This window comes from Brevibacterium sp. JSBI002, assembly GCF_026013965.1.
In the GTDB taxonomy this organism is placed as follows: Bacteria; Actinomycetota; Actinomycetes; order Actinomycetales; family Brevibacteriaceae; genus Brevibacterium.
In genome coordinates, this window is record NZ_CP110341.1 from 401,722 (window position 1) to 415,563 (window position 13,842).

Sequence of the window (13,842 nt, forward strand, 5' to 3'; positions counted from 1 at the left end):
TCGGCTGAATGGGGAAGATCTCGCACTGTCTTGAGCGTGACCTCGCACGTGATCGCCCGAAGTGAGACGCTGGGGGCATGCCGAACGAACTCGCCGACTCGACCAGCCCCTACCTGCGCGCGCACGCCGACAATCCCGTGGACTGGCGGATGTGGACGAAGGACACCCTCGCCGAGGCGGCCCGCCGTGACGTCCCCCTCCTCATCTCGATCGGCTACTCCACCTGCCACTGGTGCCATGTCATGGCCCACGAATCCTTCGAGGACGAAGCGGTCGCGGCGATGGTGAACGACCGGTTCGTGCCCGTGAAGATCGACCGGGAGGAATTGCCGGACATCGACGCCTACTACATGAACGCCCTGCAGGCGATGACCGGCCAAGGCGGATGGCCGATGACGATCTTCGCAACACCTGCCGGCAGTCCCTTCTACGCCGGCACCTATTTCCCGCCCGCGCCTCGAGGAAACCTGCCCGCATTCACGCAGGTGCTCTCCGCCGTATCGGCGACCTGGACGGACCGCCGCGACGAAGTCCACCAGATGACGTCCCGGATGGACCGCGGGTTGGCCGAAATGGCCGATGCCGTGACGAGTGCTCTTCCCGCCGAGGCAGCCGCGCAGTCATTGACCCCCGATGAACTCGATTCCGCCGCCGCGGCGCTGCTCGATTCCTACGATCCGGCATGGGGCGGGTTCGGCGGTGCCCCGAAGTTCCCACCGATGATGAACGTCCTCCAGCTCCTCGCGGCGTTCGTGCGCTTGGGCGGGACCGCCTCGGCGGGTGAGGGAGCGGACGACGGCGCTTCGGCGCGACCGGGAACCGGCGGGACCGCCTCGGCGAACGGGGGAGGGACCGGGGAGCACCCGATGGATCGGGTCCGGGCCGAGGGACGGCTCGGCTGGCTCGGTGCCGATGGGCACCTGACCGGCGAACTCGTCCTCGACTGCCTCATCGCAGTGCGCTCGACTTTGGCGCGGATCGCCTCCGGAGGCATGCGCGACCAGGTGCGCGGCGGGATCGCTCGCTACAGCGTCGACCGGCAGTGGTTCGTGCCGCACTTCGAGAAGATGCTCTACGACAACGCCCTCTACCTGCGCGCCGCCGTCGCCTGGGCGAAAGTCGAACGCGCCCTTGACCCGGGGTCGAAATGGCTCGCCCTGGCCGAACGCGAGATAGCCGACACCGCGAACTTCCTCATCAGCGATCTGTCGGCCGTTGACGGATTCATCGCCGCTCTCGATGCGGATTCGCTCAACTCGGCTGGCGTGTCCGAAGAGGGCGCGGCCTACGTCTTCACCCCCGAGGAATTCGCGGAAGCCGGGCAGGCGGGTCTGCTCGGGCTCGTCGACTCGCCGGCAGGGGGTGAGCTCTCCGGGCAGGTCGTCGCGGCCGTGCGCATCATCGACTGGCTCGGCATGGAGGACGTGCCCTTCGACGTCGACCACCCCGCGCCGTGGGACATTGACGCGACGAGGCATCAGCGCGAGGTGCTCGAGCAGCTGCGCGCTCGCCGGTCCCAGCCGGCCCGCGATACGAAGATCATCACCGAATGGAATTCCCTGGCTGTCACCGCCCTCGCCGAGGCGGCCCTGTACTCCGGTGCGGGAGCTGAGCCTGTCGGTGGTGCCGATTCGACGGGGAGTGCGGACCCGGCTGGTGGTGCGATCACAGGGAACGCCGAATCTGCGGATCCTGCGCTGTGGGCAGAAACTGCCGTGCGATTCTGGACGGCGATGCATGACCGGTTCAAGCCGGGCGTTGCACCCGAATCGGTGGACGCAGCGGGTCCGACTGGCTTCGATGTGCGCCGGTCCTTCACCGATGGTGTGGCCGGCCCCGGGCAGGGCGGGCTCGCCGATTGGGCTCAACTCATCACCGCTGGGATCACGGTCCGACAGCTCCCGGACGGAGCCGCCTCGGTGAGGGTGGAGGACCTGGTCGATCTCGGTGCGAAGATGCTTGACCTCTTCACCTCCGAACGGGGCGACGGGGTCCTCGAAGCGGTCGATTCGCTCGGTGACGGGATCATCGACGTGAAGTCGGCCGACCCCGTCGACAACACCGTGCCGTCTGGACGATCCGCGGCTGCCGAGGCGGTGCTTCTGCTCGCCGAAATCGGCGTCGAGGCAGCGACGTCTGCCGGGTCGGAGTCATTGGGTGAGGCGGCATCCCCGGGTGAGGTCGCCGAACTGGATACGGGACGACTGTTGGAGGTTCGGGACCGGCTGCTCGGGGTCTATCGGGCGCTGGCAGGGCAGGCTCCGCGCGGGTGCGGACACGCGCTGTGGCAGGCGGAGCGAGCCCTGTCGCCCGTGCGGGTCGCCACCGTCGACGATGCGCTGCGGAACATCGCGGCCAGGCATCCGTCGCTCACTCTGCTCACGGCCTCGACGGGGGTTCCGGGGCCGGATGGTCGGGAAGTCGACGTCCCGCGGGGACGGCGATCGTGTGCCGGGGGACCTCGTGCTCGCTGCCGGTGGGCACGAGTGCTGAGCTGGTTGGGCTGCTGAACAGGTAGAGGCGAGGTTCAGTTCAACAATTGAGGGTCGAGGCTCGAGCCCACGTTCGAGGTTCTGCTCAGCGTTCGAGGCTCAGACCGCGGTAGCGGTTGAGTGCGGCGGCGATCTCCTGCCGGCGCGGCCGGGTCAGGTGGCCCGGATGGTCGCGGTGGCCGGTGATTCCGTCGAGGCCCTCAGCGTCGAGCATGTCCTCGACCTCGGCCAGCGCCTGGGTCAGGGAGGTGCGTCCGTCGAAGATCTCCGCGAGGTATTCGAGGGCTTCGGCCACTCCCGACGCCTGCTGCGTGTCGACGAGCTGAGCGATGGCGATTAGGTCGATGAAGTCGCGGCCGAATTGGATCCGGTCGGATCCCTTCGCACGAGCGGTCTTCGTCTTCGACGCAGGCCGCAGCGCCTTCGCCGTCGGCATGCGCGGTGCGGCAGTGAAAGCCGGGGAGTCTGAGTCTGTGGCCGGGTCGCGACCGGGTTCGGCCGCGGGGTCGAGGCGGGTTGATTCGTCGAGGCCGGTTGGAGCCGTTTCGAGGTCGGCTGCGGTGATGCCGACGAGCTCATGCGCTTGGTCCGTGACTTCCTTGGGCACATAGGCATCGAGCGCGATGACGTGGTCGGCGACTTCGAAGAATGCGCTCGATCCACCGGCGACGAGCACCGTGGACACGCCCTGCTCGGTCAGCAGAGGTCGGACGCGGTCGACGAACGGGGTGATCGGTTCCCGCTCGGCGGGGATGAGCGCACGCATGCGTTCGTCGCGGATCATGAAGTTCGTCGCCGAAGTGTCCTCGTCGATGAGCAGGGTGTTCGCGCCCGCCTCGATCGCTTCGACGAGATTGGCCGCCTGCGAGGTCGACCCGCTGGCATTCGTCGTGGAGAAGAATCTCGTGTCAGAGCCCGAGGGTAGGTTGTTGATGAACGCCGAGATGTCGTCGCCGGTGACGGCGCGACCGTCCTCGGCTCGAATGGAGGTGGCAGTCGGGTCGCTGATGACCCATTCGCGCCCGTCGCCGGCAATATGCGGGTAGACGCCGCGTTCGAGCGCGCGCAGAATCGTCGACTTCCCGTGATAGCCGCCGCCGACGATGACGGTGACCCCGCGAGGGATGCCCATGCCGGTGACGGTGCGGCCGCTGGAGAGTTCGACAGTGTGCTCGAGTTCGGGAGGGGAGGTGAAGGCAACCGCATCGGAGGACTTCATCGGCAGGTCCGAATCCCCGGATTTTCGCGGGAGAATCGCACCATTTCCGATGAGACCGATGAGTCCTGCTTCGCCGAGGTGGCTGCGCAGTTCCAACTGGTCTCGGTGCAGTTGGACGTGGTCGGCGAGCCCGCGGGCCGATGGGGCGTGGGTGTTCCCTCCTCTGCCTGCTGGGGCGTCTGACCAGCGGTCGAAGAGGAAGAGCCGTTCGGCGAATTCCGGCAGATCACGGGTGAGGATGTCCGCCGCCTGATGGCCGAGGACGCGGCGACCGCGCGCAGGCAGATTGACGAGCAGTCGTGCCTCGAACCCGGCGTCATCGATGAGGATGTTCGTCCGCTCGAGGATCTCCTGCCCCGGACGGCCGAGGATGAGTGCGCGCTGATCGAGCTTCGCAAGCACCTCGTTGCCGGCACGGAGCAGGTAGTCGGATGAAGCGATGCGGTCGGCGCGATCAGTGGTGAGGTCGAGCGGGAACTTCGCATCGGCACGGTCGACGCGCACCCGGACCTTCGACGGTGAGGCGAACGGATCGGCCTGGACTCGGTCGATGAACACGGTGACCGGTCCGAAGCTGTAGCGGCCGCGGATCTGCTTGAGATTGCCGTAGCTGCGACCGTCGAGATTGTGCAGAGTGGAAGCGAGATTCGACTGACGTGAACTCATTTCACTCATGCTACTGGTGGGAGATGAACACCTACTCAGCGGATCAAGGCTCGATGCCGTAGAACTCGGCCGCGTTGGACCAGAACACCGCGTCCGCCTCGGCCGGGGTGAGCACTTCACGGAGGAGCGTGAAATCCGCATCGGCGAAGGGGCGACGCGCCCGCGTCGACGGCAGGTCCGTCCCCACCATCAGAGCGGTCGGGTCGGTGTCGACGATGCGGCGGACCGCCTCGGCGGGATCGAGTTCCACACGGCCGAAACCAGTGGCCTTGACCCTCACCCCTCGTTCGACGAGGCGCAGCAGTGTGGGGAGCCCGTCCTCGTGCATGCCCAGGTGATCGATGCTCACTGCCGGCAGTGAGGCGATGCGACCGGCGAGGTCATCATCGATGGTGCGGACGTCGATATAGAGTTCGGCGTGCCATCCGACGAGGTCATGGACTCGTCGGGCCAGGCTGTCGAGGGCGTCGAGGGTGGCCGAACCGCCGCGGGCGATATTGAATCGCAGTGCCTTGATGCCGGCCTCGTCGAGGCGTCGGATCTGATCATCGGTGGTCTCATCCGGCAGTTGGGTGACGCCGACATAGCTGCCGCCGAGCTGGCGCAGGGCGTCGATGAGGTAGCCCTGGTCGAAGCCTTGGAACGAACCGGACACGACGGCTCCACCGGCAACCTCGACTCCCACATCGGGGAGGCTCTGCAGTCGCGTGCGATAGTCGGCGACCGTGAACGGATCGGGCAGATAACCGTTGTTCTCGATCAGCGGATGGCTCGGATCGATGATGTGCAGGTGCGCGTCGAAGGCACGCTGGAGTTCGCGCATACCGTCAACTTACATCGTCGTCGAACCGCTCGTTCAAAGCGTGGCGCGTAAGCCGACTCGTGCACAGTTCGATCGACGCGCCACGCCTTGAACGACGGTCAGTCTGCCTTGAGTCCGACCGTCGGATCGGGCAGGTAGACCTCTCCGCCCGAGGCGAGGAACTCGCGGCTCTTCCGCTGCATACCGGCCAGGGCCTCCTGCGCCTCGGCGCTGCCGTAGGTGTCACGGATGTCCTGGGAGATGCGCATCGAGCAGAACTTCGGACCGCACATCGAACAGAAGTGCGCGGTCTTCGCGGGTTCCGCTGGCAGCGTCTCGTCGTGGAACGCCTCGGCGGTCTCCGGATCGAGGCCGAGGGCGAACTGGTCCCGCCACCGGAATTCGAATCGAGCCTTCGACAGAGCATCATCGCGGGCCGTCGCACCGGGGTGGCCCTTCGCGATATCGGCGGCATGTGCGGCGATCTTGTACGTGATCACCCCGGTCTTGACGTCGTCACGGTCGGGCAGCCCGAGATGCTCCTTCGGGGTGACGTAGCAGAGCATCGCCGTGCCGTAGCGGGCGATCTCCGTCGCCCCGATCGCCGAGGTGATGTGGTCGTATCCGGGCGCGATGTCCGTGACCAGCGGACCCAAGGTGTAGAACGGCGCCCCGTGGCAGAGCTCCTGCTGACGTTCGACGTTCTCCCGCACGAGGTGGAGCGGAATGTGCCCGGGCCCTTCGACCATCACCTGGACGTCGTGGGCCCATGCTCGTTCGGTGAGCTCGGCGAGAGTGTCGAGTTCGGCGAACTGGGCGGCATCGTTGGCATCGGCGATAGAACCCGGACGCAGTCCGTCGCCGAGCGAGAAGGCGACATCATAGCGAGCGAAGATCTCACAGAGTTCATCGAAATGGGTATAGAGGAAGTTCTCCTCATGGTGGGCAAGGCACCAACCGGCCATGATGGACCCGCCGCGCGAGACCATCCCGGTGACCCGGTCGGCAGTGAGCGGAACGTAGCGCAGCAGCACACCGGCGTGCACGGTCATGTAGTCGACACCCTGCTCGCACTGCTCGATGACTGTGTCGCGATAGATTTCCCAGGTCAGCGCATTCGCATCGCCGTCGACTTTCTCCAGTGCCTGATAGATCGGGACGGTGCCGATGGGGATCGGCGAATTGCGGATGATCCACTCCCTGGTGGTGTGGATGTCATTGCCGGTCGACAGATCCATGAGGGTGTCGGCACCCCACTTCGCAGCCCACCGCAGCTTCTGCACCTCCTCGGCGATGGAGCTGGTGACCGCGGAATTGCCGATGTTCGCGTTGATTTTGACGAGGAACGCCTTGCCGATGATCATCGGTTCGGATTCGGGGTGATTGATGTTGTTCGGGATGATCGCGCGACCGGCGGCAAGCTCGGCACGGACGAGTTCGACATCGCACTGTTCGCGGAGCGCAACGAACCGCATCTCCGGGGTGATGATGCCCTGCCTTGCGTAGTGCATCTGGGTCACCGTGCGGCCGGACTTGGCCCGACGGGGGACAGGTTTGCGTCCCTTCCACTGCTGCGACGGGGCCCCTCGGCGGACGGCGGCACGACCGTCGTCGGCGATGCGGTGGCCGCGGGCGTCGTAGGTCTCAGTGTCGAGGCGGTTCTCGATCCACGGGAATCGCAGAGCGGGCAGTCCCTCTTCCGGGATGCTGCCCGGTCCGACGGTGCGGTAGACGTCGACGGGATCGTTGGACCGGCCGTTCGAGTCCTCGAGCTCGATGCGGGTCACGGGAACGCGGATGCCGTGTTCCTCGTCATCAACCCATGCCGGCGAATGCGTCGGATACTGCTCGAGGGTGAATTCGTCGTGCGAAGGTGCGGAGGCCGAAGTCGTGGCAGGGGCAGGTGTTTCTGGGGTGAATGCAGTCATCTGCAGTCCTCACTTCCTACGCCGGTATCAACCGGATCAGGTTCTACGGTCTCGGACGATCCAGTCCGATCTCAGCCCTTGCAGTGGGCTCCCGTGGGGTTGTGTCATTCATATCACGACTGTCGCAGTGAGGACAACTGCGCCGCCTTGAACGACAGGTTGGTGGTCAGCTGCCCTGGAAGAACGCCTTCGCAGCCGCGCCGAGGGCGACGACGTCGGAGACCGCGACCATCTCGCGTGCCGAGTGCATCGAGTACAGGGCAGGCCCCACATCGACGGTCGTCATGCCCAGACGAGTGGCGGTCAGCGGTCCGATCGTCGACCCGCAGGGCATCGCATTGTTCGACACGAAATCCTGGTACTCGACTCCTGCGGCCGCGCACGCCTGCGACCACACGGCGGTGCCCACCGCATCCGTGGCGTAGCGCTGCTGCGCGTTGAGTTTGAGCAGGGGACCGCCGCCGAGGCGGGGGCGGACATGCGGGTCGTGCCGTTCCGGGTAGTTCGGATGGGCAGCATGCCCGGCATCGGAGGAGACGCACACCGAGGTGGCCATCGACGCAAGATAATCGCTGCGCGTCGACTGCGGCAGCAATGAGGCGACGATGCGCTCGGTGACATCGGCGAGGAACGGACCGCACGCGCCCGAGCGCGAATTCGACCCGATCTCCTCATGATCGAACGCTGCGAACAGCGGGATGCCGTCGAGCCCGTCGGCATCGAGCTGGGTGAGAGCGGTGACGCCGGCGTGCACGGACAGAAGGTTGTCCAGCCTCGGCGAGGCGAAGAACTCCTCGGCGGCACCGAAGAGGGCCGGCTCCTGAACGGGAATGGTGTAGACATCGTGGCCGACGACGGACTCGGCATCGACCCCGGACGACTCTGCAAGCAGTTCGATGATGTCCGCCTCGGCGAGGTCGGCCAGGCCGATGACGGGAGTGGTGTGACGCTGCTTGTCCAAGGCCAGTCCCTCATTGACCTGCCGGTCGAGGTGGATCGCGAGCTGCGGGATGCGGGCGATCGGCCCGGTATGGGCGAGCACGATGCTGCCGTCGGCGAGGCTGAGTCGACCCGCGAAGGCGAGCTCACGATCGAGCCACGAATTCAGCAGCGGCCCGCCGTAGATCTCCACCCCGACCTGGCGGGTGCCTTCGGCGGTGAACTCACCGCCGGGTTTGAGTTTGAACGCCGGGGAGTCGGTGTGGGAACCGAACACGCGGAAGGGGGGAGCCGCCTCGGTGACGGTGGGATTCATCCACGCGATGAGCGCGCCGTCGCGGATGACGTAATGCCCGGTTCCGGGCGTCAGCGACCAGGGAACGGACTCGTCGAGGCGGGAGAAACCGGCCGCCTCCAGGCGTTTCGCCGCCGTGTCCACCGCGTGGTACGAGCTGGGAGATGCGCTGACGAAGTCGCCGAGGTCGGCCGCTGTCGTCGCGGCCACATCCGGTCTCGGGAGTGATTCATTCATTTCCCCAGCCTATCGTTTGCGGTAGTTTGGAGGTGAAGAAGATCAGGTCTCAGACGCCGGGCTGCCACCGGGTCCGAGAATCAGGCGGGGGCAGCGATCCTGCGACCGCACCAGCGACGGCAAGGAGTGTTCGACGTGAACCAGTTCGTGACGGAGTGGAACACCTGGCGCGACTCACGGAACTCAGCCCTTGCGAAACCGTTCGGCTGGCTCAGCGTCGTCGGACTCCACTGGCTCGACGCCGAATCGACCTGGACCGACGCCCCCGGCACGTTCACCGTCGACGACGGATGGGTGACCGTATCACTGAAGACCGGGATCAATGCCGGCCCCGCAGCCGAGACATTCGACCTGCTCAGCACGGTCGACAACGGTGGGACTGCCGTGGCTGCTGGCGGTTCCGGCGCGAGCGGCGGAGGACCGACCCGTGCGACCAGCCCGGCCGTGCCCAGCGACACCTCGACCCTGCCTCGGGTGATGGACCAGTCCGGTGCGGGCGCGGCTGCGGCAGACGCTGCGGGTTCCGACTCTTCTGCCGGAACGGACGACGGATCCGATGCGGGGTCCGATGGCGGACCCGACGGCCACGCCGCCATGCCCGCCAAGCCACAGGTCCGCGTGGAAGAGAACGGGTTCAGCGCGAAGCTTCCGAACGGCGGCTCGCTCAACTGGTTCACTGTCGGCAACGTCCTCTACGAACTCATCGATCGGGGCGGCCGCCTCGGCGTGCGTGTGCGCAATTCGAAGTCCCCGCTGCTCGGGAAGTTCTTCGAGGTTCCGGTCTTCGACCCGGACCCGGACTTCGTCTTCCTCGCCCGGTTCACGAGGTTCGACCCGTTCAAGACCTATACGATCGAAACCGCCCAAGAGGACCTGCAGCTGCAGACACAGGCGGCGGGAACCGTCACCTTCGAGACCTCGCACGGTGAGGTGAGCCTGCTTGCCACCGGGTGCCCGAAGACCGGGCTCCAATTGGACTTCCACGACTCGACGAATGGGAACGCCACCGCGGCGTGGCGGACCATCGACCTCGGAGTGCCGAATCAGGACGGGTCGCTCGTCATCGATTTCAACCGTGCGGTGAACTACCCGTTCGCGTTCACCTCGTTCGCCACCTGCCCGGCCCCGATCGAGGGAAACGTCGTTCCCTTCGACGTCACCGCAGGTGAGCGGCGTCCGCCGTTCTTCTACTCGGAGGCCGGGATCAACGTGCCGTTCCTCTTCTACGTGTGGTGGGACGAAGAGAGAGCCGAGGTGACTCGCCCCTGGTATTCGCGTTTCGGCCTCGACATCACCATCCTCAACCCCAACCACGACGACGGGCAGATCTCCCTCGTCGGCTTCGACGGGGTCGCGATGTCCGGCGGGGATCTGTCGCCGCTGGGGCGCAAGGCCCGGTCGCGGCTCATCGATGTCGCCACCGAAGCGCTGACCTCACGGATTCCGGTCATCGGCATCGGCGCCTACTCGGCGTTCGTCATCCAGGCCCAGCGGGAGCTGCGTTCGCAGCAGGGCTACGTCGACGGCATCGAAACCGAATACGAGGCGCCGGCGGACCGTCTGCTCATCGTGATGAACAACGAACTCGACCCGAAGCAGGCCGGTTTCGACATCGTCCACACCGACGCCAGCGGGCTGATCTACGTGGAGATGCCCTTCGACATTCCGCTCGAGTCCGACCGCACCGAGGTCGAGGACTTCCAGGCGGCGATGGAATCCGGCGCCTCGATCACGAGCTGGCAGGAATTCGACTACCGCATGGTCGCCCTCATCCGCCACCACCGCTGAGTCCAGGCTCCCCGCCTCAGTCCCAGCGCCCGTTTCCTCCCCGAACTACCTGACGGCGGCCCAGCAACCTCGCGCGAGTTGCTGGGCCGCCGTCAGGTAGCAATTACCAGATGGTGACTCGGGATTCGGGAGCGAGGTACATTCCGTCCGACTCCTCGACTCCGTACGTGTCGTGGAACGCGGTCATGTTCTTCACGACCTGGTTGCAGCGGAACTCCTCCGGCGAGTGCGGGTCGATCGAGAGCCTGCGCACACGCTCCTCGGTGCGCATCTTCGACCGCCATGCCTTCGCCCACGCTTCGAAGAACGCCTTCGCCTGCTCGGCCGACGGCGCCACCGGCACTCCCGGAGTGCCCGCCCGTTCGCCGAGTTCGAGCTCGAGAGCCTTCCACCCGATCGACAGACCACCGAGGTCACCGATGTTCTCACCGACCGTCAGCGCCCCGTTGACGTGCTGATTCGGTTCGAGACCTGCCGGGACCAGCTCTTCGTACTGGGCGATGAGCGCGTTCGTGCGCTCCTCGAACAGGGTCCGATCCGATTCGGTCCACCAGTCGACGAGGTTGCCGTCACCGTCATAACGCGATCCCTGATCGTCGAAGCCGTGACCGATCTCGTGGCCGATGACTGCGCCGATCGCTCCGAAGTTCGCGGCGACATCACCGGAGGCGTCGAAGAACGGCGGCTGGAGGATGGCTGCGGGGAAGACGATCTCGTTCATCACCGGGTGGTAGTAGGCGTTGACCGTCTGCGGGGTCATCAGCCATTCCGTGCGGTCGATGGGCCCGCCGATCCGCTTCACCTGCCGCACATGCTCGGCCTGCGAGCAGCGACGCACGTTGCCCACCAGGTCGGAGGAGTCGATCGCGGCCGGGTACTCCCGCCACACCTCCGGATAGCCGACCTTCGGAGTGAACTTCGAGAGCTTGACCAGGGCGCGTTCCTTCGTCTCCTCGCTCATCCAGTCGAGCTCGCGGATCGACTTGTCATAGGCCTTGATGAGCATGCCCACGAGGTGGTCGATCGCATCCTTGGACGAGGGTGGGAACTCGGAGGCGACGTAGAGTCTGCCCACGGCCTCACCGAGGTAGCCCTCGACGAGGCTGACCCCGCGCTTCCAGCGCTCCCGCAGGGCCGGAGTGCCCGAGAGAGTGCGGGAGTTGAAGTCGAAGTTCTCCTCGACGAATTCATCGGAGAGCAGCGAGGCGGTGTCGGAGACGACGACGAAGCGCAGCCAGGTCCTGATGGTCTCGATGTCGGTCTCCGCCCACACCTTCGCCATACCCGTGACGAACGAGGGCTGGGAGACCACGAGGTACTTCAGATCGGACGCATCGGCGGTGAGGATCCCCAGGTAGGAGTCGAAGTCGAACTCGGGTCCGAGGTCGCGCAGCTCGGAGATCGAATACTTGTTGTACGTCTTCTCCGCATCACGGCAGGCCACACGGTCCCAGTGGTGGCGGGCGAGTTCGGTCTCGAACGTCATCACCTTGGCGGCCACCTCGGCGTCGGAGATTCCGGACTTCTCACCGAGGCCGGCCAGGGCCGCGATCTTCTGCACGTGGGCGAGGAACTTCGCGCGCACCTCGGCGTGGTCGTCGTTGAAGTAGTAGTCCTCGTCGGGCAGGGAGATGCCGGCCTGGACGAGATAGAGGGCGTAGACGTCGGAGTCCTTCGCATCGGCGGTGACGTACCCGCCGAGCAGACCGCCGATGCCTTCGGTCTCCAACCGGGCGAGCAGGGCGGCGAGCTCAGATTTGTCCTCGGCGGCGTCGATGGCGGCGAATGTCGAGGTCAGCGGGGCGACACCGAGTTCGTTGATGCGATCGACATCCATGAACGAGGTGAACAGGTCGGCGACCTTCTGCCCTTCGGAGCCGGGCTCCTGCGGGCTGTCGGTCACGGAGGTGATGATGTCGCGGACCTTGGTCTCGGCGGCGTCGAAGAGCTCACGCATGGCTCCGTCGCCGGCCCGGTCGTCGGGGATCGTGAACGAGTCGATCCACTCGCCGTTGATGTGCTGGTACAGGTCGTCCTGAGGCCTGATCGAGGTCAGTGAGGTTTCAGAAGTCATGGCCCCACAGTATCGTGATCAGAGCCCCGCACGCCCTGCCCGAGGAGGAGAGTATGAGTCTGGCATCCGTCGTCTTCGTGTGCACCGGCAACATCTGCCGGTCCGTCACCGCCGAACGTGTGCTCTTACATCACCTGGCCGATACCGGCGCCGAGGCGGTCGTCGACTCCGCCGGGATCAGCGACGAGGAGGCCGGCAACCCTATCGACCCTCGTCAGGCACGTGTGCTCGCCGCCGCCGGCTACCGCACCGACGATCACGTCGCCCGGCAGATCACGCCCGAATGGTTGGCCGAGCGCGACCTGGCGGTGGCGATGACCGCCCGCCACTATCGTGCCCTGCAGCGGATGATCTCAGTTCTTCCCGCCGAGGCGGCCCCGGAGCTGCGGATGCTGCGCGAGTTCGATCCGCGGGTGGAGGGCATCGAGGGTGCCGGTGCTCCGGCACCGGATGTCGAGGACCCCTGGTACGGCGAATTCACGGATTTCGAAGAAACTCTTGAGACAATTGAAGTGTCCGTGCCGGGAATCACGGATCGTCTGCGCGCGCTGGCCGCGAAAACTCAGTGATACTAGTAGGCACAAGCTTACTGACACGACCGACATCGCAGGTACGCCTCGAAGGAGAAACTCTCATGACTCGTCTCATGACACGACAGAACTGGTCCGCTCTCAGGCTGGGCTTCGCCGCCCTGCTGGTGGCCGCGATGAGCGTGTTCGCTTTCGCCCCCGCCGCCAGTGCGCACGATCAGCTGGTGTCGTCGAATCCCGAGGACGGTGCCGAACTCGATCAGCAGCCCAAATGGCTCGAGATGAACTTCTCCGGCGACATCCAGGAAGTCGGCTCCGAGGTCAAGGTCGTCGTCGACGGCAAGGACGTCTCCGCAGGTGAGCTGACCGTTGAGGGCAAGAAACTCAGCGTCGCTCTGCCCGACGATCTCAAGCCCGGCGACTACAAGGTCACCTGGCGCGTGGTGTCGCAGGACGGGCACCCGATCTCCGGTGACTACTCGTTCGCGATCAAGGATGCCGAAGGTGCCGGCGGTGACGTCAAAGAATCGTCCGGAGAGTCGACGAAGGCCGGACTCGGCGGCGGAGTCGTCGACGAACCCGGCAAGGACACCGAGGATCGCGGAGAGATCGGCGAGTCCACCGGCAGCGATTCCGGAATGTCGACGCCGATGATCGTGCTCCTGTCCGTCGGCGGCCTGGCCGTCATCGTCATCGTCGTTCTGCTTATGCGTCGCAAGTCCCAGGGCCTGCCCGGCACCAAGGACAACTGAGCGAGAACTTCCACACAGCACGTCTGACACGAGGCCCTGAACGCGAACAGCGTTCGGGGCCTCGGTGTATTCGGTCCGTGGCGGGGGGCGGTGGCGATCTCGTTCAAGCGTCGGCGCGGT

The 13,842-nt window shown here is 65.8% G+C and carries 9 protein-coding genes and 1 riboswitch; of the genes, 4 read left to right on the plus strand and 5 right to left on the minus strand.

Annotation, left to right across the window (positions count from 1 at the left end):
• Nucleotides 1–77: 77 nt before the first annotated feature.
• Nucleotides 78–2,510 carry a thioredoxin domain-containing protein gene (locus tag LJ362_RS01730; RefSeq protein WP_264800458.1) on the plus strand — a complete coding sequence of 811 codons (2,433 nt, stop codon included), beginning with the start codon at nt 78–80 and terminating at the stop codon, nt 2,508–2,510.
• 67 nt (nt 2,511–2,577) lie between these two features.
• Here LJ362_RS01730 and LJ362_RS01735 read toward each other — a convergent pair whose 3' ends face one another.
• The 4 genes from LJ362_RS01735 to LJ362_RS01750 all read right to left on the minus strand — a co-directional run bounded on the left by LJ362_RS01735 (nt 2,578) and on the right by LJ362_RS01750 (nt 8,578).
• Nucleotides 2,578–4,377: an ABC-ATPase domain-containing protein gene (locus tag LJ362_RS01735; protein WP_264800460.1), complete on the minus strand. Its 1,800-nt coding sequence runs from the start codon at nt 4,375–4,377 to the stop codon at nt 2,578–2,580.
• Between the two features lie 43 nt (nt 4,378–4,420).
• On the minus strand, nt 4,421–5,200 hold the full coding sequence (locus tag LJ362_RS01740; protein WP_264800461.1) for an amidohydrolase family protein: 780 nt from the start codon (nt 5,198–5,200) through the stop codon (nt 4,421–4,423).
• A gap of 98 nt (nt 5,201–5,298) precedes the next feature.
• Entirely contained in the window at nt 5,299–7,107 is a 1,809-nt protein-coding gene (gene thiC, locus LJ362_RS01745; RefSeq protein WP_264800462.1) for a phosphomethylpyrimidine synthase ThiC, read from the minus strand.
• Nucleotides 7,103–7,211: riboswitch (TPP riboswitch) on the minus strand. Its footprint overlaps the gene before it by 5 nt.
• Nucleotides 7,212–7,273: 62 nt before the next feature.
• Nucleotides 7,274–8,578, minus strand: a complete 1,305-nt coding sequence (locus LJ362_RS01750; protein WP_264800463.1) for a M18 family aminopeptidase — start codon at nt 8,576–8,578, stop codon at nt 7,274–7,276.
• Nucleotides 8,579–8,713: 135 nt separating this feature from the next.
• Here LJ362_RS01750 and LJ362_RS01755 point away from each other — a divergent pair, with 135 nt between their 5' ends.
• Nucleotides 8,714–10,366 carry a DUF1684 domain-containing protein gene (locus LJ362_RS01755; RefSeq protein WP_264800464.1) on the plus strand — a complete coding sequence of 551 codons (1,653 nt, stop codon included), beginning with the start codon at nt 8,714–8,716 and terminating at the stop codon, nt 10,364–10,366.
• Between the two features lie 103 nt (nt 10,367–10,469).
• Here the strand turns inward: LJ362_RS01755 and LJ362_RS01760 are convergent, their stop codons facing one another.
• Nucleotides 10,470–12,440 (minus strand): M13 family metallopeptidase, encoded by a 1,971-nt coding sequence (locus LJ362_RS01760; protein ID WP_264800465.1) that lies wholly within the window; start codon nt 12,438–12,440, stop codon nt 10,470–10,472.
• Nucleotides 12,441–12,493: 53 nt separating this feature from the next.
• Here LJ362_RS01760 and LJ362_RS01765 point away from each other — a divergent pair, with 53 nt between their 5' ends.
• Nucleotides 12,494–13,009 (plus strand): low molecular weight protein-tyrosine-phosphatase, encoded by a 516-nt coding sequence (locus tag LJ362_RS01765; RefSeq protein WP_264800466.1) that lies wholly within the window; start codon nt 12,494–12,496, stop codon nt 13,007–13,009.
• Nucleotides 13,010–13,074: 65 nt separating this feature from the next.
• Entirely contained in the window at nt 13,075–13,722 is a 648-nt protein-coding gene (locus LJ362_RS01770) for a copper resistance protein CopC (protein ID WP_264800467.1), read from the plus strand.
• The last annotated feature ends 120 nt before the right edge of the window (nt 13,723–13,842 follow it).

Coding starts and splice junctions, on each gene's coding strand:
- LJ362_RS01750 (WP_264800463.1), bottom strand. CDS start 8,578: ATGAATGAATCACTCCCGAGACCGGATGTGGCCGCGACGACAGCGGCC.
- LJ362_RS01740 (WP_264800461.1), bottom strand. CDS start 5,200: ATGCGCGAACTCCAGCGTGCCTTCGACGCGCACCTGCACATCATCGAT.
- LJ362_RS01735 (WP_264800460.1), bottom strand. CDS start 4,377: ATGAGTTCACGTCAGTCGAATCTCGCTTCCACTCTGCACAATCTCGAC.
- LJ362_RS01730 (WP_264800458.1), top strand. CDS start 78: ATGCCGAACGAACTCGCCGACTCGACCAGCCCCTACCTGCGCGCGCAC.
- LJ362_RS01770 (WP_264800467.1), top strand. CDS start 13,075: ATGACTCGTCTCATGACACGACAGAACTGGTCCGCTCTCAGGCTGGGC.
- thiC (WP_264800462.1), bottom strand. CDS start 7,107: ATGACTGCATTCACCCCAGAAACACCTGCCCCTGCCACGACTTCGGCC.
- LJ362_RS01765 (WP_264800466.1), top strand. CDS start 12,494: ATGAGTCTGGCATCCGTCGTCTTCGTGTGCACCGGCAACATCTGCCGG.
- LJ362_RS01760 (WP_264800465.1), bottom strand. CDS start 12,440: ATGACTTCTGAAACCTCACTGACCTCGATCAGGCCTCAGGACGACCTG.